This window comes from Chitinophaga sancti (assembly GCF_034087045.1).
GTDB classification, from domain to species: Bacteria; Bacteroidota; Bacteroidia; order Chitinophagales; family Chitinophagaceae; genus Chitinophaga; species Chitinophaga sancti_B.
The window spans coordinates 1,850,656-1,871,107 of the sequence record NZ_CP139247.1; the positions used below are offsets into that span (position 1 = coordinate 1,850,656).

The 20,452-nt window shown below is 44.2% G+C and carries 19 protein-coding genes; 2 read left to right on the plus strand and 17 right to left on the minus strand.

Annotated elements, in window-relative coordinates:
• Positions 1-101 precede the first annotated feature (101 nt).
• The 11 genes from SIO70_RS07785 to SIO70_RS07835 all read right to left on the minus strand — a co-directional run bounded on the left by SIO70_RS07785 (position 102) and on the right by SIO70_RS07835 (position 11,367).
• Positions 102-1,529, minus strand: a complete 1,428-nt coding sequence (locus tag SIO70_RS07785) for a TolC family protein (RefSeq protein ID WP_320580374.1) — start codon at positions 1,527-1,529, stop codon at positions 102-104.
• On the minus strand, positions 1,526-2,884 hold the full coding sequence (locus tag SIO70_RS07790; RefSeq protein ID WP_320580375.1) for an HlyD family secretion protein: 1,359 nt from the start codon (positions 2,882-2,884) through the stop codon (positions 1,526-1,528). Before SIO70_RS07790 ends, SIO70_RS07785 begins: the two co-directional genes overlap by 4 nt.
• Position 2,885: 1 nt before the next feature.
• Entirely contained in the window at positions 2,886-3,881 is a 996-nt protein-coding gene (locus tag SIO70_RS07795; protein WP_320580376.1) for an ABC transporter transmembrane domain-containing protein, read from the minus strand.
• A 91-nt stretch (positions 3,882-3,972) separates the two neighbouring features.
• Positions 3,973-4,302, minus strand: coding sequence for a hypothetical protein (locus SIO70_RS07800; protein ID WP_320580377.1), 330 nt, complete (start codon positions 4,300-4,302; stop codon positions 3,973-3,975).
• A gap of 184 nt (positions 4,303-4,486) precedes the next feature.
• Positions 4,487-5,812 (minus strand): sigma-54 dependent transcriptional regulator, encoded by a 1,326-nt coding sequence (locus SIO70_RS07805; protein WP_320580378.1) that lies wholly within the window; start codon positions 5,810-5,812, stop codon positions 4,487-4,489.
• Positions 5,809-8,010, minus strand: a complete 2,202-nt coding sequence (locus tag SIO70_RS07810) for a histidine kinase dimerization/phosphoacceptor domain -containing protein (RefSeq protein ID WP_320580379.1) — start codon at positions 8,008-8,010, stop codon at positions 5,809-5,811. Before SIO70_RS07810 ends, SIO70_RS07805 begins: the two co-directional genes overlap by 4 nt.
• A gap of 4 nt (positions 8,011-8,014) precedes the next feature.
• On the minus strand, positions 8,015-8,692 hold the full coding sequence (locus SIO70_RS07815; protein ID WP_320580380.1) for a YoaK family protein: 678 nt from the start codon (positions 8,690-8,692) through the stop codon (positions 8,015-8,017).
• Between the two features lie 9 nt (positions 8,693-8,701).
• Positions 8,702-9,175 (minus strand): DNA starvation/stationary phase protection protein, encoded by a 474-nt coding sequence (locus SIO70_RS07820; protein ID WP_320580381.1) that lies wholly within the window; start codon positions 9,173-9,175, stop codon positions 8,702-8,704.
• A gap of 131 nt (positions 9,176-9,306) precedes the next feature.
• Positions 9,307-10,005, minus strand: coding sequence for a M17 family peptidase N-terminal domain-containing protein (locus SIO70_RS07825; RefSeq protein ID WP_320580382.1), 699 nt, complete (start codon positions 10,003-10,005; stop codon positions 9,307-9,309).
• A gap of 69 nt (positions 10,006-10,074) precedes the next feature.
• Positions 10,075-10,575: an alginate export family protein gene (locus tag SIO70_RS07830; protein WP_320580383.1), complete on the minus strand. Its 501-nt coding sequence runs from the start codon at positions 10,573-10,575 to the stop codon at positions 10,075-10,077.
• Between the two features lie 195 nt (positions 10,576-10,770).
• Positions 10,771-11,367 (minus strand): FMN-dependent NADH-azoreductase, encoded by a 597-nt coding sequence (locus tag SIO70_RS07835; RefSeq protein ID WP_320580384.1) that lies wholly within the window; start codon positions 11,365-11,367, stop codon positions 10,771-10,773.
• A gap of 114 nt (positions 11,368-11,481) precedes the next feature.
• Between SIO70_RS07835 and SIO70_RS07840 the strand changes: the two genes are divergently transcribed.
• The gene (locus tag SIO70_RS07840) at positions 11,482-11,826 is read left to right on the plus strand and encodes a helix-turn-helix domain-containing protein (RefSeq protein ID WP_320580385.1); all 345 of its coding nucleotides are present in this window, start codon (positions 11,482-11,484) and stop codon (positions 11,824-11,826) included.
• Positions 11,827-11,834: 8 nt separating this feature from the next.
• Here the strand turns inward: SIO70_RS07840 and SIO70_RS07845 are convergent, their stop codons facing one another.
• The 5 genes from SIO70_RS07845 to SIO70_RS07865 all read right to left on the minus strand — a co-directional run bounded on the left by SIO70_RS07845 (position 11,835) and on the right by SIO70_RS07865 (position 17,496).
• Positions 11,835-12,254: a two-component system response regulator gene (locus SIO70_RS07845; protein ID WP_320580386.1), complete on the minus strand. Its 420-nt coding sequence runs from the start codon at positions 12,252-12,254 to the stop codon at positions 11,835-11,837.
• Positions 12,238-13,335 (minus strand): sensor histidine kinase, encoded by a 1,098-nt coding sequence (locus SIO70_RS07850; protein ID WP_083724206.1) that lies wholly within the window; start codon positions 13,333-13,335, stop codon positions 12,238-12,240. The genes SIO70_RS07845 and SIO70_RS07850 overlap by 17 nt, the downstream gene beginning before the upstream one ends.
• Positions 13,336-13,416: 81 nt before the next feature.
• A complete protein-coding gene (locus SIO70_RS07855; protein WP_320580387.1) occupies positions 13,417-15,540 on the minus strand; it encodes a 7TM diverse intracellular signaling domain-containing protein in 2,124 nt (707 codons plus the stop codon).
• 20 nt (positions 15,541-15,560) lie between these two features.
• Complete coding sequence (locus SIO70_RS07860) at positions 15,561-16,271, minus strand: hypothetical protein (protein ID WP_320580388.1); 711 nt, start codon at positions 16,269-16,271, stop codon at positions 15,561-15,563.
• Between the two features lie 118 nt (positions 16,272-16,389).
• Positions 16,390-17,496: a ThiF family adenylyltransferase gene (locus SIO70_RS07865; protein ID WP_320580389.1), complete on the minus strand. Its 1,107-nt coding sequence runs from the start codon at positions 17,494-17,496 to the stop codon at positions 16,390-16,392.
• Between the two features lie 443 nt (positions 17,497-17,939).
• On the opposite strand from SIO70_RS07865, the gene SIO70_RS07870 reads away from it, so the two are divergent.
• Positions 17,940-18,680, plus strand: coding sequence for a superoxide dismutase (locus SIO70_RS07870; RefSeq protein ID WP_320580390.1), 741 nt, complete (start codon positions 17,940-17,942; stop codon positions 18,678-18,680).
• A 108-nt stretch (positions 18,681-18,788) separates the two neighbouring features.
• Here the strand turns inward: SIO70_RS07870 and SIO70_RS07875 are convergent, their stop codons facing one another.
• The gene (locus tag SIO70_RS07875; protein ID WP_320580391.1) at positions 18,789-20,414 is read right to left on the minus strand and encodes a glycosyltransferase family 39 protein; all 1,626 of its coding nucleotides are present in this window, start codon (positions 20,412-20,414) and stop codon (positions 18,789-18,791) included.
• Between the last annotated feature and the right edge of the window lie 38 nt (positions 20,415-20,452).

A 20,452-nucleotide genomic window follows, 5' to 3' on the forward strand; every position in this document is an offset into this window, starting at 1 on the left:
AACCTGCTTATTGTCTGCACTATGCCTTAAATAAATCACACATATGACCCTGGCGCGATCACTACCCCTAGCTCCGCAGCGGTAAATACCTCCAGGTTATCCTATAATTGCTGTCTGGTTCCAGCTTTATAATATAATTCAGCCAGTTTTTTCTGATACCCTGATATGATACTCTCTCTCTTGATCTTCATATCTATCAGCTTACTTTCCCTGCTATTAATCAAAAACAACGTACTCTCTCCCAGATCAAATTTCTGCAATTCACCGGCTAATAATGCCTGCTGGTTATTAATACTCTGCACCTGCAAGATTAGCTGTGACTGATAAGCTGTGAGACTATTAAATGAGGCCGTGATATTATTGTTAATCTCGCGTCCGGATTGCATCAGATCGTAATCTACCTGCTGCTGTTTAAATCTCACCTGTTTCAGTTTCCCCCGCTCTGCACGTAGGAACAACGGGAAAGCAAAATCTACCCCTATCTTATAGTTACTCCATCCAAAGTCATAATAATCCGGTACATAAGAACCAAAATCTGTACGTCGGCTCAGCAATGATCCATTTATATTGATCTTGGGCTTCAGCTTCTCCTGTGCAAACCGGCGTTCTACATCCAGTTGCTCTCCCTTAGCACGCAGTTTTACCAGCTCCGGGTGCATATCGGCCAATCCAAGTAAAGAGTCCAGCAGTACTCTGTCTGGCAATTGCAGTTGCTGATTTGACTCTTGTGGAATCGCATCTTTGGGTAGCTCCAGCGGTATACCTTTCTCGTTCCAGAGATGATTGGAAAGTACCAGCATCGCATTCTTTACTTCTATCTCACTTTTAGCCAGCTGGATCTCTCTGTCCTGCACAGTAATGCTTGCTTCGATGGTATCCAGTCCTGGTTTATCACCCAGTAATGCCTGATTAGTCAGTGCTTTAAAACGCTTTGTGGCAAGATCCAGCCCTTCTTTAATCAACACATATTCCCTGAAGGCATAGTACCAGTTCCAGTAATCTTTTACGGCACCAAACCACACGCTGTTAATCTGTTTCACTTTATCTGCTTCTGCATAGCTCAGCATGGCTTTTGCCTGCCAGAGCGTACTACGCCTCGCATCAATCAGCAGCCCTGCACCTAGTGGTATGTTTAAACCTACTGCCACAAGACCTGCATCGGTCGTATGTGTTTCAGGATTTGTATACACACCCGTGTTGCGGTCATAGCCTACTTTCAGATCAGCGCCGGCAATGTATAAAGGTACCTTCAGTTCATTATGCCAGTTATTATAGTACGTAGTATGACCAAATAATTTACGTCCGAAAGCAGATTTCAATGTCGGGTCAAATTCTCCTTTTGATTGCAGCACGCTGGCCTTTGCCGCATCGCTCAATAAAGCGGCCTGTTTTACGATAGGATGATTCATAAAAACCATATCTTCCAGATCCCCCAGCGAAAAGATTCTGGCCGTATCCTGCGCATATGCACATTCCCACGAAAACAGCAGTAAGCCGGCAATTAAATAATAGCTTAATTTCTTCATCATTTCTTACTATTTGAATCCTTTGTTGAAGGCTCTTTCTCCAAACTTGGCGGGAAACCATTCAGTTGTCGCCAGATTTCATACCACAGCGGCACTGATCGAAGAATAATACGACCATACACGCCAGAACCCTGTCTGAGCTGAATCGGCCAGGCCTCATCATTTTTAGGAACCGGAATAGTAGGTTTTATCAGCAACCTGTATTTTCCACCATTACTGCTGATCCTGTCAATCGCCCATACCTTACCCGCAAACGTTCCTACTGCTACAGAAGGCCATCCGGAAAACTGTACTGATGGCCAGCCTTCAAACTGTAAGCGAACATCGCTCGTATCCAGGATCAGGGGCACGTCCATGGCATTTACATACAATTCCGCCGCCACCTCCGGATGGAGTGGTTGTAATGTTGCTATAGATTCACCTTCTTTGATATTCTCGCCAATACCTGCTTTCAGTGTTTTTACCACATATCCGTCCTGTGGTGCACGTACTACATACAGGCCACGGCGTATAGTGATATTAGAGATGTCATTGCGTAGTTTTGCAATATCTCCTTTTACGCCTGCACGGCTTGACATAGCAGAACTCATATCCGACTGGGCTTTGGCCAGTGATTCCTGGTACTTGGCCCTGATATTGTCCAGGTCAATCAGTGCATTTAATAAGCCCTGTTTGGAGTTGTTCAATTTGTTTTGTTGGCTGATCACTTTTGCATTGTCTTCCTGCAGTTTCAGGCGGCGGGTTTCAATGTCAGTCAGTGAGAACAGGCCATTCTTATAACCGGATTCGTACCGTTCCAGACGGGCTTTAGATGTTTCGTAATAATTCTGTACAGCTACCAGGTCAGCACTGTCCATCTTCACATAGTTTTCAGATTGATGTACCTTATTTTCGGCAGCGGACAACTGATATTGCAATCCACGGTTCATGGCCTGGATCTGTGCTGTTGTTGCCTCCATTTTCTGTATGGCAGCGCTTTCACTGTTCTTTTTTGCTTCCAGCTGTTCTGCGAGCCGCTCTGGCAATTCAGGGTCAAAGTAAGACTGGCTGGTCTCTGAGATCACGAGGATCGTATCCCCTTTTTTTACTTCCTGGCCATCGCGCACGGCCCAGTGTTCAATACGCCCACCTATCTGGTTCTGCACAGTCTGAGGACGGTCTTCAGGCCTTAGTGCGGTGACAGTCCCTTTTCCTGGAATGGTCTGGCGCCATGGCATGAGCAGTATGATAAAGAATATGACGAGGCAGATGCTCATGATCTTGCCCAGCATGTGCGATCCCTTTATCTGGATAAGTTCGGCTTGTGACTGCGTATTCAAAGCCTCCATATGCTTATGATGTAATCTGTTTTGTGCCATATTATTTGTCCTCCTCTATTTCAAGATCAGTGACTACAGCCAGTTTCTCTGCGCCGGTTACCATGTCAAATACTGTATTCAGACTAGTCATCAGTTTTTCAATAGCATAACTAATCTGTACCACGATCACTTCTGCTGCTACAAACTGACCGAAAGTCATTTCTCTTTCTACTACGAAAAATGATCCCATCAGCAACAGTCCGCCCATCAGGATGGTGCGTAATGCTACAGAACTGACGAAGAATTTCTTCAGTACATTAAAGTGATCGTTACGGGCCATGAGATATTTCGCTGTGATCTGGTCTGTGGTTTTACATACCTGGTCCATCTTTTCAGGATGACCACGGTAGGTGTCAAGATCAGAAGCTACCTCTTCGAGGTGAGCGACCAGTTCATATTTATAGCCGGATTCGTCAATGCTGGTATTGACCCCATGCCTGAAATAGAGTACGAGCACCAGGGCGATGGCGGCAATAGCAAATAACCCCACCGCCATAAATACAGGGTGGTAAAAGGAGAGGAGTATGGCACTGAAAAATATCTGGACGGATGCAGCTACAATATCTACCAGCAATTTAGTCAGGCCTTTTTGTATAGTTAGAATATCAAAGAAACGGTTCACCAGTTCTGGTGGATATTCACCATTTATTTCTTCCTTTTTGATACGGGGCAGGCGATACGCGAACTCCATAGCCGCTTTGGCAAATATCTTCTGCTCAAGAAATTCAACAAGCGTCAGTTGTCCAATCAATAGTGCCCCCCCAATCACGATACCTGTCAGTACTACCGCTATTAAGATATAGGTAGAACTATACATAGAACCGTTGGATAGCAGGTTATAGACAGCCGTTGTTCCTAACGGCAGCGTGAGACCAATGATGCCGATAAGTACGGCATAAATAAAAATGTAATTGATAGAGGTTCGTTCGTGATATAACAACCTCACCAACCTTTGCCAGGGTGACGGAGCATCCGCATGCTTCTTCTTCTTCTTCATAAACACAGTTTATTCTAGTAATGATTTGATGATGATGTAGTATTACTATATATACTGGTGTGTTATGACGATAACGAAGCCTGATCAGAATTTAAATGAATAAAAGTGGAGGGGGAGTAAGCACGTCCCTGAGGGGTTCTTTAAAAATGCTATAACTATAGGTCTCCCAATGTACAGAAAGTGGGGAGGCCCAGGTAAGTGTGGAAAAGCTGAGGCCGTCTTCATAAAATGAGAAGAGTTCCTTGCCACCTTTTTTTATACAGTTATCCCCAAAGTCGCCGATAGGCGCTTCGTCACTGACATTCTCGATATTATAGGATTTGTAAAAAGCGTACAAATAATCGCATGCGCCCACAGTAAATACTGTAATCAGCAGCAACCATATTATCCCCTTTAACGACGAGTCCCTTAAGTTGTTCACAATTTCCACTATTACAAATATAGGGATTCAGCCTAAAAAATAGTAGTGTTATAACAATTATTTATATGAATTGAACGGGATATAATATAGTCCCAATAAGATTTTTACTAAAATTACCGTAAAAAGTTTAGGCATTGACGCGATGCTGTTTTGTGGGAAAGTATGTATGCCGGTGTAGAATAACTCATTGATAGGTTTGCTGAATACCAAACTTCTTCATCTTGGCAAATAGGGTCTGCGCAGCTATACCCAGGGCTGCGGCAGCTCCTCCTGCACCACTCACCTTGCCATGACTGGCGCGCAGTGCCCTGATAATATGCTCCTTTTCCATCTCCTCCATGGTCTTGATCACCTCCGAAGAAGCCACTGGCGTAATATCCGGTTGTGACCGCAAATCAATCGAGGTGATCTCCGATCCCTCTGCCAGCAATACCTGTCTTTCGATCAGGTGTTCCAGTTCCCTGATATTTCCCGGCCAGGGATATTCCTTCATTTGCCGCAATACAGTTGTGCTGATCTTGTTGACTGTCTTACCAAACTTCTCTAAAAAATAATATGCTAACAGTTCTATATCCTCCTTCCGCTCCCGCAATGGTGGCACATCTATGGGAAATACATTCAATCTGTAATACAGATCCAATCTGAATCTTCCCTCAGCAACCTCTTTCTCCAAATTCCTGTTTGTAGCTGTAATGATCCGCACATCAATAGGTATAATTGCCTGTCCGCCTAATCGCTCCACTTCCCGCTGCTGCAATACCCGTAGCAGTTTCACCTGTGCTTCTAAGGGCAATTCACCTATTTCATCTAAAAATACGGTACCTCCATTTGCCTGTTCAAACTTCCCGATCCGTTGCTGGTTTGCACCTGTAAAAGCCCCTCTCTCATATCCAAACAACTCTGATTCTACCAGTGATAAAGGCAATGCTGCACAGTTTACCGTCACCATTGGCTGATGACTACGGGAAGAAGCCCTATGTATCGCCGCTGCCACTCTTTCCTTGCCCGTACCGCTTTCGCCGGTGATGAGCACAGAAGTATTGCTGGGTGCTACTTTGCTGATGTGGTCCAATACATTCGAAAATGCTTTACTCCGGCCTACCATCCCTGTATCCTGTAGTATTGCCGGCTGTTGTTGCCTGGCTTCTAATTCATGTCTGAAGAAGGCAATATCCAGCATGACCAGCAGATCCTTTTCCCTGAATGGTTTCACAAGAAAGCCATACGGGTTCGTAGTCTTAGCCGCTTCCAGTATATCCTGGTTTGCATTCGCTGAAATAAACAGGAAAGGTAAGCGCTGTGTCATCAGTTCCCTCGCCAGATCAATGCCCGTCAGATCACCTTTGAGTATAATATCTATCAGTATCCAGTCCGGTTGTTTGCTCTCAATCAGCTTGCGGGCCTGCACCACGCCCGATGCTATGCCGACTACCGTATATCCTGCTTTCTGCAGCATCAGCCGCAAATCGTTTGCTACAATAAATTCGTCCTCTACAATCAATATCTTCATATCATTTCTTTTTGCGCAACAGGGAATACTATTGTAATGACAGTACCTTGCTCACTCGTCACCTCAAATGTACCATCCAGCTGTTCACTCAGCCCACGCATGAGGTTCATGCCAAGTGATGATGTGTTATCGATGTTAAATTGCTCGGGTAATCCTGTACCATTATCGAAGATACGAAGCTGCCAGTGCTGCTCATCTATGTTTTTTAGCGAGATTTCAATGATACCCTGACGCGTTCCGGGGAATGCGTATTTGATAGCATTGCTCACTGACTCATTCAGCACAAGTCCCAGTGGTACTGCCTGTGCAACATCCAATTCCAGTGAAGTAATATCCAGGTTGAATTGTATTTGTGCTTTTGTCGGAAAACTTTCCTGCATGTAAGCCACCAGTTCCCTGATATACCAGCTCATGTCAATCCTGGCCAGATTGTCCGTCTGGTATAGCTTTTGGTGGATCAGCGACATGGCATGCATACGATGTTGACTGTTGCGGATTGCATCAATGGCGTCCTGGTTGTCCAGGTAATTGGATTGGGAATTAAGGAGACTAATGACAATCTGTAAATTGTTTTTTACCCGATGATGAATTTCCTTCAGTAGCCATTCTTTTTCCTGTAGCAACTTGAGCAATAATTCATTCTGATCATTGATCTCCTCCTGTTTCTGTTGCAATTGCAGGTTGTTGCGTTGTTTCAGCCTGCTACGGTTATATGTCAGGGCGAGGATAATCAACAATGCACATACCCCTGCAAAGATTACATTCCTGAATATAATTTCTTTTTGTAATGATGCTTCCTGTAATGCTGACTTTTGTCGTAATAATTGAATATCCTGGTCCTTTTTATTGGTTTCAAACTGGATCTGTAGCACAGCCAGTTGCCTTGATTTATTCAGATTAGTAATAGAATCTGAGAATAATTTATATAGTTTATAGTGTTCCAGTGCCCCTTGAATGTCGCCCGCTGCAGAATCTGCACGATACAGGAATTGGTGGCTTTGTAGTAACCTGATGGCTGGTTCGTCACGGTTCAGGACATCCTCTGAATAAGCTACCAGGTAGGGTTTGCTTTCTTTCATTTTTCCCATACCCTGCAAATAGCCAGCTATTGCAAGCCTGCTTATCTGTCTGAAATAAGGCGATAATTTTTGCCTGTTGTACAGTGTTACGATCTTATTGAAGTACGGCATTCCGCTTTTAAAATCTTTCATGGCAAGATAGGTGTTGATATAACGGGTCAACAGATCTACCCACGCGTCATCATCTTCTTCAGCAATGGGAATCAGGGATTCTATCTTGTGAAGCGTATCCAGCGAGGCCTTATACTTACCCAGCTTACGAAGAATAAATGAAATATTGATCTGAATACTTTGTATGCTATTCGTATCGCTGTTTAAATAAGCAATTATTAACCCACGATTGAAGTATTCCAATGCCTGTTCATATTCATCTATGGTATAATAAATCATACCAAGACGGTTGTAGATAGGGCTCATGATAATACCTGTTTCATGTACTTGTTCTCCCGTTTGCATAGCCATGAGGTTATAACGGAGTGCGTTGGGAAAATCATTCAGAAAAGTATAGGTATTCCCCATCAGGCTATAGAGTCCGTGTAATCTTATAAAGTGTACTTTGTTGTAAAGTTGTAACGCGGTCTGAAGTGTTTGTAATGATTTGGTATACTCTCCGTTCACACTATAGAGATCCCCTACGAATTCCAGCATACTGGCTGCGCTCAGGTAATCGTGGATGCTGCGGTAAATGTCGACGGCAGCTTCGTAATAGTGAATCTTTGCAGGGAGATCACTGGATTTGTTTTGAAAAGTGCCTCCTATTTCGATCAGGGCTTCTGCCTGTAACCGGGGTGTACCATACTGCCTGAGAATATTGTAGGCTTCCATGCTGGTAGCACGACGGCCATCATCCCTGTGTGATTCGTTCAGGATCTTTGCGGTCAGGAGTTTACCAATACCAATGCCTCCCTGATAGTTCATCTTTCTGCTGAGAGCATCTATCTGTCTGGCAATGGTCCAGGCAGAATCCATATCCTGTTTTTCATAACCTGTCTTCAGGATCAGGCGTTGCCCATCCCTGTACAGGGCATTGATTTTTGCAGTATCCTGCCCAAATGAAGTAATAAAAAACAGGAGGGCCACCAAAGTGGCCACTCCCTTTATTTGAAGACCATGCATCATATTATTATACCAGCTGTTTGCGTGGCAGTGCTTCCCTCATCAGATAACAGATACAGATGGCTACACCTGGTCCAATGATGGACGTCAATCCCAGGTATCTGGCCATAACAGCTCCCATCAGGCATCCCAGCAAAAATCCCCCGATTAATATGGAGACGTTTCGCAAACTCTGCAAGGCTGCCGGTTCTTTAAAACCAGTAAGTACCAGATTGCCCAGATCAAGAGCAGCCTGTGTCACATTGCCTGTCATCATCGTGGTCGGACCGTGCGTTTCTTTGGCAAAGAGTTTACCAAAGGCATTCTGCAGGCCCATGGCCACCACTACCATGAATACCAGCAAATATAACATAAAGGAACTCATCAGGGGCAGGAACATCGCCAGCACACCAGTCAGTATCAGCAGCACGCTTTCCACCAGCATGATCCTGTACTTTCTGACCAGTACCCTGGCCAGCCAGCCACCTATCATTACCGCCGCCACAAAGGTGGGAAAGGTAATGAGTTTGACCCAGTCACCACTCTGTTTGCCGGATACCATCTGTGCAGCAAAGGTGATAAAGTTACCCGTGACGTGTGCAGAGAAGATCGAGCCACCCGATACAAACGTAACCGTGTCACAAAACCCTGCTACCCACGATAGCATGAAGGTGACCCAGTGTATACTATGTTTTGGTTCTTCCATAAGCTATAATTATTCCAGATGCGCTCTCAGCATCCAGGCCATTTTTTCATGTATTTCCATCAGTCCTGTGATATAATCGCTGGTACCTGCATCGTGAAATGCCTGTGCATAACCATTGATATTTTCTCTCAGGTGAATGAGAATGCTTTCATGGTCTGCCAGCAGTTCTTCGATAAAACCAACGCTGTCATTTTTTTCTCTGCTCTGTTCAGAAAGGTGCGTCAGTGCCAGGTATTCTTTTAGAGTGGCAGGCGGAAAGTGGCCCAGGCTTCTGATCCTTTCTGCTACGGTGTCTACGATCTCTTCCAGCTGTCCGTATTGTGCTTCGAAGAAGAGGTGTTTGCTGTGAAAGTCTGCGCCGGTTACACACCAGTGTGCTTTGCGGGTCTTTGTGTACAACACGAATTCATCAGCTAAAATTTTGCCTAATGAATGGGCTACTTCTGCCAGGTAATTTTCCTTAATTCCGATAGATGCTTTCATGTAATTATAAATTTGAAAATAATAAATAGTCAATGGAGAAACGGCCTGCGCCTATAAGGAGAATGAAGAGCAATCGTGCTACCTGCTCTTTTAACATGCGGAGTGCATCAAAATGAGATCAGCTTTCCTTATTACTGGAATGATTGAATAGCTGTTTCAATGCCTTGTCCTGCTACGGTGAAGAATGAAGGTCCTGCCAGCAGTATCATTTTGCTCAGTGGTTTGAAAGCAGCATAGTGTTTACTTTTCAGGTATGCTGCTACCTTGTAAGCCTGCAGCATACCTCTAGTCACGTTTTCTGCTACCAGTGCGGTCGGAGAATCGATACCCGCATCTTTCAGATCACTTGCAAATGAGAGAGAAGCTACATTCAGTGATAGTGCTTCGCGCATAGCCACACTCCCTACTTTCGTCATTAGCTCTGGCGTGAATTGATTACGATCGCCGAGGCCGATGAGCAACAGTTTCTTTGCCTTGATCTTGCCAGCTGGCGGTGTGATGAGAATTGTTTCCAGTGCATGACCTGCAAACTGGCCGGACTTACGGATTTCAGTGATGAGGCCATTGGTGGCTTCATCCAGATGCACCATGCCATTGAGTGCTGCTGGCAGGGCAGGAGGGGCGTTGAAAATATCGCCTTCGGTATATTCAAATACACAGGCTATCTGCAGGTCTGCCACTGCAGCAGAAGGACCTTGTACCAGTCCTTCGATGGTGACGCCATCCACTTTACCCCAGGCTTTGGTGGTGCCAACAGCAGTAGTAGTTTGCTGTGCATGTACAAAAATGTGCGCGAATAATAATGCGGTTACAACTATTGTGCGTTTCATGTTTATTAGAATTTAAATGCGACACGTGTATTGACAAAGATCCCGTCTTTATGATCAGGGATGAGGTCTTCAACCAGTGTACCGGTTTTGAAATATTGAATACCTGTATTGACTGAGAAATTTTTGTTCACTGTATACACTACGCTGGCCAGCCATGCTGACATCTACAAAGAGGTTCTGCACATTCAGGTGATCCTCATCTATAGGGCGGGGACCGTTTTTACGGCCATTCTCCCAACCGCTCCGAAGTTGTGCGAACAATCTTATAGAAGAGGAAAAGTGCAGGTCTGCATGCACATCGTAGCGCTGTAGCCAGAAAGTATTATGGCCAATGCCCTGTTGTCCCCAATCTTCGTTGTGGAAGTCTGCGTATTCAACACGCGCTTCTCCACCAAAGGAGAGATAGCTGTTATCATGGCCGAGCGGAATGTATTTGATACCCTTGCTGGATGAATCATATTTCTCATCAAAGCGCATGAGCTTAAACCCCTGCCCATAAACAAGGGTTGTGAGCAATAACAGGATGGCTGCGATTGTCGCGGTGATACAGACTTTCAGGAATTGTAGCATCTTAGTGATTATGGAGCATGTTGTGATGTTTTCACAGGGGTACCAATCTGCATGCCGCGAGTTAACTTGTTTTAAATCAATTATTTAAACTAAATACGATCAATTCCTTTTTTACCGTATTTCGTATTTTGAATGAAAAAACAAAACCGCACCCGTAAAAGGAGTGCGGTTTCGAAAAATATATTACAGGATGAATTACACAGTAATCGCTTCGTACGCTTTTTCCATCGCAGTATCCTGTACACCTGGTACGCTCAACCCTTCTGCTCTTACCGCGGTCACATCCGTCATACCCATAAACCCTAACACTGCTCTCAGGTAATTTTCTGTATAATCATACACCTTCATCATTCCCTCAGAATAAACGCCTCCTGTAGAAATAGCCAGATATACTTTCTTGCCTTTCACCAATCCTTCCGGTCCATTTGCTCCATAGCTAAACGTCTTTCCTCTTCTGGCGATATGATCAATCCATGACTTCAGATTGGAAGTAATACTGAAGTTATACATCGGCGCGCCGATCACTACTACATCTGCTGCCAGCAATTCAGCAATTGCTTCGTCAGAATGTGCAATCGCACTCACCTGCTCAGCAGATCTATTTTCTTCAGGGGTAAAAAAAGATTGAATATGCGCTTCTTCCAAATGTGGGAACGGTGCTGCGGCCAGGTCACGAACCACCACTGTACTACCGGGGTGAGCAGCAGTTAGTTTTTCTACAATGGCATTTCCTAATTGCGCGCTATACGACTGAGACTTTCTCGGGCTGGTGATCAAATGCAATATTCTCATGATGCTTATTTTAAATTTTAACCCAAAAGTATCTACAATCTCCACGCGGCTGGCGATACTATATTCCCGGATAGCACTATCCTACAGGATAGTAATATGTCGTATTTTTGTACCATGAGTGTAAGAACCAAAGAAACATGCAGAAAACACATCATTCCTGTCAAAGATGCCCTCGATGTACTCGGTGGCAGGTGGAAACTCCAGCTCCTGATTCACCTAGGCTTTGGTCCCCGGCGTTTCAACCAGCTCGCCAAAGAGCTGGCTCCCATTACAGACAGAACCCTTTCCAAAGAGCTAAAAAGCCTGGAAGCTAATAAGATTATTTCGCGCACTGAATATGATGCTTTCCCGCCTGTAGTAGAATACAGGATCACACCCCACGGAGAATCACTGTTTGCCGTCATTTCAGAACTTGGCAACTGGGGACGTGCACATAGAAAGTTAATAATGGAGAAGTAAAGTTGTGCTCAGGAAAAGTCTCTGAAAATATCCGCGACGGCAGTTGTCAGCTCCTTAGCCAGCAAAGGCTTTTTTAGCAACTTCACCACCATCGGATTGGCATATGTACGGCTGATATCACTATAATCAAGCGAAGAGGATACCATGATCACATGGCACTGTGATTTGATCTTAGCAGGATAACTATCAAAAGCCTCCAGGAAATCAAACCCATCCATCTCCGGCATCTGGATATCCAACAAAATTAATGTAGGAGGAATACGAGGTAAAGATATATTGGACGATAGAAACTCAAGCGCTTTATTGGCATTATTAAAAGCAAGCACAGTCCGGCTGATCTGCTGTATGGCAATCAACTTTTCATGCAATAGAAGGTCCACTTCATTGTCATCTATCAAAATCACACGTAAATCAGGAATCGAAATCATTTCTGTTCGGAATGCTTATTTCAAATTGTGTACCTTCTCCATACTTGGATTCTACATTGATCGTACCGCCAATCTTGTTCAGCGCTTCTTTCACTATATAAAGGCCAATGCCGCTACCCGGCTTATTGTTATTCTTAGATCTGAAGAACATTTTGAAGATGTTGTTCAGGTGTTCACTCAATATACCAATACCATTGTCCGATATTACCAGCGTTGCCTTGTGTGGCTCTACTTTTACTGCCAGGTTCACTTTTGGATGCACCTCATCCGGCTTCTGATATTTAACAGCATTTGATATAAGGTTGTTTAGAATCACACTGATACGGAAAGTATCTCCCTTAAATTCAACCGGCTGGTCTACATTGACCTGGAACTCTATCGCTGTATTCTGATGTTTGAATTGGGTGATACATTCATTCAGCAGGTGGTCAAAAGTAATTTTCTCATACTCCACATCCAATCTTGAATTGCGATAGTATTCAATGATCTTTTGAATAAAGCCATCCAGTTTCTGAATACATACTTCGATCATATTCAGATAGCCGTTAGGGTCAGTCACAGAGTTATCCAGTCTGCTCAGGTTAATGATACCCAGTACAGACATGAGCGGAGAGCGAAGGTCATGCGAAGTGGAGTAGATAAAGCGGTTCAGCTCATCATTGATCTTTTCCAGTTCGATAATCTTTTCCTTCAGCTGTTTGCGGGTGGCATATATTTCGTAGGCATTCTGAATGGTTCTGTGCAGCTCGTGCTCATCCCATGGTTTCTTGATATAGGAGAATATATGCCCCTTGTTGATGGCATCGATAATGTCTTCTACATCGGTATAGCCGGTGAGCAGGATACGCATGGGATCAGGCAAGGTGTCTTTAATCTCATTAAAGAATTCAACACCGGTAGATACGGGCATCTTCTGGTCAGCGATGATAATATGTACATCGATGCTCTTTAGTAACTGCTTGCCTTCCTGGGCGGAGTTAGCTGTGTAAATTTCATAACTGCGGCGGAAGCTGGCTTTAAAAGCATTTAGGTTGTGTACTTCGTCGTCAATGTAGAGAATCCTGATACGGTTTTCTTTCATCCACTAATGTTTTATACAAAAAACGATAATGATTTAATTGCAGGGCTGTATTCCTGACTGGGGTACCATCGGAGTATGACACTAGGCCATAACGCTAATCTTCAATGGTAAATATATAATAAATTCTGCACCTTCCCCGGGCGCAGTATTTACGAATATCCGTCCCTGATGTTTTTCTATGATATTGAATACGATAGAAAGGCCCAGACCTGTACCTTCCCCTACGTCTTTGGTAGTAAAGAATGGATCGAAGATCTTTTCTTTTACTTTTTCAGTCATACCCGGACCTGTGTCTTTGATACTGATCACGGCCATTTCATCTTCCTGCCAGGTAGTGATGATCACACTTTCTTCCCTGCCGTTTGAATGGGTTTTAATTGCATTGAAGGCATTGGTCAGTATGTTCATGAATACCTGGTTCATTTTACCGGCATAGCATTCGATCTTAGGTAGGGTGCCATAGTGCTTCGTGACCGTTACATTTGGCGGAATGCTGTTCTTCAGGAGTACCAGCGTGCTGTCCAGCCCTTCGTGCAGGTCAACCGATTTCACATCACTTTCGTCAAGGCGGCTGAAGGTACGTAATCCTTTGACAATCTCGGCAGTGCGTGTGGCACCATCTTCAATACCTTTTATCAGCGAGGCGATTTCTTCGTGAATATAGTCGATGTCTATCTCCTGTTTGTAAGCCGCGATCTCCTGCAGTTCCGTTTTCACATCGGTGGCGGTGGCGAGGTCATCGTACTTATTAAGCAGCGTTTTGATATCGGCTATATCCATTTTGAGCGGCTTGATATTGGAAGTGACAAAGTTAATCGGGTTATTGATTTCGTGTGCAATACCTGCCGTAAGCTGACCCAGAGATGCCATTTTCTCTCTTTCCACCAGTTGGGTCTGTGCGTCTTTCAGGTTTTTGAGGGCTACATTCAGCTCTTCATTGCTGGCCTGTAACTCTTCCGTACGTTTGTGCACTTTGTCTTCCAGTATAATATTCTGCTCTCTTACCAGGCGCTCATTCTCCTGTGAGGCTTGCAGGGCTTCGGCTCTGAATACATTGATCTTGTGTGCCAGTGCGAAGGAGAGGAGCAGGGCTTCCATTCCTGAGCCGATCTGCAGTGCATAATAGGTAAAGTCATTATATGGCAGCACGTTCATATTGCGTAATACGAATATGATCACACTGACGAGGAACACAGACCATGCCAGCAAAAAGAAACGGGCGGAGCTATAACCCATCCGGCTCATCCTGAGTGGTACGATAAATACGATGACGGCAGCGGCAGAAACTACCAGCTGTACCCACACCTGCGCAATGGTATACCAATCCAGCAGGGCAGGTATGAAACATACCAGGTACGCATAAATGAGGTAGTTGATCAGGTTGTGCCCGCGCCTGTAATGTTGTTTCGTTTGCAGGAACTGCTGTACGAACATCAATGCCGTTAGTCCATTGAAGATGGGTACCAGTACAGTGGCATGCATTTCCATCCAGGGCCATGATGGCCATAGAAAGCGGAAGGCAAACCCCTGCAGGGTAGCTTGTGTGAGACCTACGAATATATTGTAGGCTACATAGATCAGGTAACTGTTATCCTTGGTAGAAAGGAAGATAAAGAGGTTATAAAACGACATAGCGAGGATGACCCCGACATACAACCCGAAGATAAGCCCCCGGGAGCTGTTTTTGGTCGTAATCTGCTCTTTGGTACCAATGTAGATAGGCAGTTGTAACTGTTCTCCCGCCTTAATGCGCAGGTAGTACAAATGGGTACTGTGTGCCTGGAATACGAGGGGGAATATATAGTTCTGATGATCGAAAATTCTGTTGTGAAACTGGGTGAATTCCCCTAGTCTGGTTTCTTTGAAATTGCCATCAGGCATTTGTTCAAAGAGGGTAATATCGTCGATGGTGGGATATTCTACTTCCAGCAGCAGCTTGCGGGCGGCGCCGGGGTTTTCGATGTGGAACCGTGCCCAATGGGTATAGGATGTGATTTGCAGGTTAGGTACATTCTCTCCTGGTGAGACAAAGGAAATGTGTTGCACATCTCCGATCCCGAGCTTGTTTGACTTGTCAGTAAATAATTCAAGGTATTTGCCTATGCGGGTGAGGGGCATGCCTTCCTCATATACAAAGGGAGCAGCTGCCTGCGTATGCACATAGCATAATAGGGCGAATAACCATAAGGTAATGATCCGGAACATGCGATAAATTTAGAGAAAATTCACCTTTCACTCTGCACTTTGGTATATTGATAGTCAGGTATTTCCAGGTGATAGCTAACTTCGTAAGAGCCTTTGGGGCCAACTTCTGTTTTGGTTTGAACAAGATTTTCGCGCAGATCATAGATAAGGTCCCGCTCTTTTGGATCTGCATATTCCAGGGTATTTACGTCATTGATCACCATGGCAGTGGCTACGAAGTCGTCTTTAGGATAGAAAAAGGTGCCTTTATCCCCCAGGGATTCGTCGATCATAAATCCTACTCTCTTCCCAATACGTGTGGTGATGGGTGCGCATAATACGTGAAAATTATCTATTGGCAGCTGTGCAGCGAGTACTACCCCAGCCCTGGCCAGTACCTGGCTACCGATGCCCATACCGGCTACTTCTTTGGAGTTCCACATTGCACAGATCTCCGCACTACCTGGTTTCACCATGTCATAGATCTTGTTGTCGTACTTGCCGATCGCAGTTTCTATAGGCAGGGGAATGACACCGTCAGCCAGCTGTACTCTGGCGCCACCGTAGGTCTTGGTGCGGGATTCATCTTCAACAATAATTACAATACTATTTTCATGTTGCATCCAGTCCGCATTACCGGATGTGATTTTAGCAATCCCAAAATAGATCTCCAACAACCGGAGGTGGCCATTGTAAAACCTCAGGCAGGCTTCAGGATCGTCTGGTGCTCTAAATGCCCTTACTATAATCATGATTTTGCATGTGGGTACTCTTTAATAATAGCATTGGTACTAGGGAGATGGAGGGAACATAGCTGTATTGCATTCGTTTGCAAAGAATAAAATGCAGTTATATTCTAACCAGCTTGATTTAAACAAATATCTGCTCGAAGTCTACATAATACCTGCCGGAGCTTTTGTATTGATCCAGCAATATGCGCCTGCAGGTGTCTGTAACAGCAGCTCCTCCCAATACGACGGAGGATGCCAGCTGTGGCCATGTTGTGATGGTTTTACCAATTTCGCTCAGGGAGTATTTCATCCTGGCAGACATATCATCCAGGGCAACCATGGGACGGAAGATGGGTAATTTTTCTGCGTCAGTCAGCCCTTTTAAGCGTTCCAGGTCCAGATCGGCAGGGATAAAACCATGCAGCAGGGGCCTTTCAGGCTCAAGGTCAAAACGTTCTACATCCACCATCCCTCTGTCATTGGTGTCCATTACTACAGGGATTTGCAAAGCTTTTGCCTTTACCCGGCTCAGAACTTTTATATCGATTCCATCACATTCTTCTACCAGTACATCCAGAGTACCATCAGCAGTAAAAAAGTCATCCAGGTTTTGCTCTGTTGCGCCATCCAGGTAACATTTTACTTTGATGAAAGGATCCAGTTCTGCTATTTCCCTGGCTGCTACCACAGCCTTGGATATTTGTATATTGTGTATGCCCGTACGGATACGGTTCATATTGGTCAGTTCTACTTTATCAAAGTCCGATAGTCTCAACTCTCCACACACTCTTTCCATAGCAATCGTAAGCGCAATACTGCCACCTACTGATAGACCGATAATGCCGATCTTCTTTGTACGCAGTATTTCAATTTCTTCCTTCGTGATCTTATGCTGGTTACGGCTTGTACGCAATGCAATAAAATCTTCTTCATCTACGATGTGCACTACTCTGTCAGCCCATGGATAATACACCCATACTCCGATTTCTTCCAGCGCCTGTGTTCCAACATAAGCGGCTAAATGCTGCTCATATTCTTCAGGTGTTAAACGCTTTGTCGGGTTGCTGATCTTAATGAGTTCCTTCAACTGTGATACGATGTGATCATAAACGCGGATATGCGGGTTACTACTCAATAAGCTGGTAAGGGCTTTATACTCTTCGGCATTTCCCAACCTATAAAAGGATGGTGTGAAATTGTCTGTGTCTGGTTGTTGTTGTTTTATATGTTCTTCTAATTCTCTCATTTTGCCTGGCATAAAAAAATTTATGAACAAAGAATGGTATAAATTGGAATATTAATTGTATAATTAATAAGTTTAATATTGTATCAGCACCCACCCATAAGTGTAGAGATATGTATCGGCATAAGGTTGAAGCCCTCAGAGAGCCTAGTTAGTTAGCGTACTACATATATTGGTTCGTCATCATGTAGTTTCGGGACAAATAGTTTTTATAATCAAATAAAAAAATTTGTTAAAGTTTCACATGAAAGCTATGGTAAAATAACAATTAATTTCAAAAGAATGTGATTTATAGACGTTATTTTAGGAATAAACCGTGAAATACGTAGTTGCCACAACGCAGTCATTGATTAAATTTTTTTAATAATTGGTGTAGTATTTGTGGCATATAGCAGGTCGTCGTAAATTGAAGAATTATCTACATCATAATTTTTAATACCTGGTATATGAATAAAAGAGAATTTATTAAGTTAGCCGGCCTTGCCAGCGTTGCTGCTGCTGTGGGCAACCCTGCCGGTATGGTGAGTGCTGCTTCATTGAAAGGGAAAAAAGATACGAACGGAAATAGCCCAAAAGCTCCTTTTACTGTGCCTGCCTTGCCTTATGCTTTTGATGCACTGGAACCAAACATCGACAAGATGACAATGGAAATCCACCATGATAAGCATCATGGCGGCTATGTGAAAAATCTGAACGACGCTGTAAAAGGTACTAAGTACGAAAGCCTGACGCTGGATGAAATTCTGGCTGCGGTAAAAGCTGATGATAAAGCCATTCGTAGCAATGGTGGTGGTCACTACAATCACTCTCTGTTCTGGACATTGCTGTCACCTACTAAAACCACTCCATCCGATAAACTGAAAGCTGCTGTAACAGCATCTTTTGGCTCATGGGAGAAATTCCAGGATGCATTCAATACTGCTGCAAAAACAGTGTTTGGTTCTGGTTGGGCGTGGCTCATTGTTACACCAGCTAAAAAGCTGCAGGTGATATCGACACCAAATCAGGATAATCCTTTAATGAAAGGGATTGTGAAGGAAACGGGTACGCCGGTTCTGGCACTGGATGTATGGGAGCATGCTTATTATCTGAAGTATCATAACGTACGTCCTGATTATATCAATGCTTTCTGGAATGTGATTAACTGGAATGAAGTGGATAAGTTGTATGCTGCGGCAGTGAAATAATTATCCAAATTAAAAGGGCTGGCGAAAAGCCAGCCCTTTTAATTTGTGTGCAAACCAAAACGCTCTTGCCGGAGGCAAGAGCGTTTTGGTTTGCTATTATTTATTAATTCATTTTCGCTTAAAGAACACAAACCCATTTTTCTCTCCTATCACTTCCAGATTCGGATCCTTCCTCCAAGGCTCACTATCTGTAATTCTGCAAATAAAATACGTCGGCTTATCCACCGCCCCTTTCAACAGCCACTCCTGGTTATAATAATTCTTATTCGTCGCCGGCAACTTCTTCGTATAAAACAAGTGCGCATAACTATGATAACTCAACACCTGCACATAATCATCCTTCCCCTGAAACGACTCAAAAAACTCTATCGCCGCTCTCTGTGAAAACGCCTCTATCTTCGGTGTAAAATGTACCACCGTAATCTGTATCGCCCCTATCGTACTCACAAACAACATTACTATCCCCACCTTCACTTTCTTATTAAACAACAACACAGCACTCACAATCACCAACAACAAATAGACTGCCCCATACGCACTCTCCCACAATGAAAATGATACATCTGCCTGCAGATTAGCTTTCGCAAACTTGTCTCCAATTGCAGATATCAGCTGTTGCTTATACACACCTACTATCGGCAATAAAGTGATCGCTGTACCTATCAGCATTCCAATCAACAACATCAGCACAATATTCCATGCGCGCAACACCACTTTCCCTTCTGTAATTCTATATATCTGCCAAGCTGCCAGAAAGCTCAATGGAAAATAACACAAAGAAGAATAATGCACAATCTTCGTCTCTACAATAGAGAACAGGATCAACACCACCCAAAACAACACCCACATCCATGTTCTGAAATCTCTCACCTCTGCACCCTGTGCGCCACCATAAATAGACCGATCCTTCTTTCCCCTGAAATAACTGAATAGGAAAATACTCGCAGGGAAACAACCCACCAGCAATACAATCCAGTGATAAAAGAAATTCCCCCCATGCCCTGCATCAGGTGTCGTGAGCAAACGGATCTGGTAAGTCACAAACTCATTGATAAACCACCAGCCATGAGCCAGCAGTTCATACCCAAACCACAGCGCTGTAGTAATAAAGGCAAACAAAGTGATCAGTGCCAGCTGCGGCAGCTTAATCCCTGTTTTCCCTTTTTTCACAATCCAGTATACGATGAAAGTGAGCAGACTCACCAGTATAGCTACCGGCCCTTTCGTCAGTACTGCCAATCCCAGTGCAACACCACCCAGGATAGCAATCCTGTTTGGCTTTGCCGAATAAGGCACGCGAAACACACAGTAAATCGCTAAGAATATGAAATAATTGAAGGTTGGGTCAATAATCCCTGACTTGAAATAAAAATGTGGTAACCATGAGCCTGCATATGCCAGTGCCCACCATAGGCCCATCTTTTCATCAGCCAGCTTTTTCCCGATACCAAACAGCGTAACGATAGTAGCAATGCCAATGATGGCATTAGGAAAACGTGCGGCAAATTCGTTGACACCAAACAGGGCCATGCTGATGGCCTGCATCCAGATAAATAATGGCGGCTTTTCCCAGAAAGGGGCAAAGTCGATCTGAACCTGAGAGTAGTTATGTGTTACCAGCATCTCCCTTGCTGCCTCCGCAAAGTTGATCTCGTCCCAGTCAAACAGGTGCACATGCCCCAGAAAAGGGACGAACAGGATAGCAGCCGCAATGGCGATAAGCAGGTATTTCATTCCGTAATTTAGATTGATCTGTTAAGACTCCTTTATTC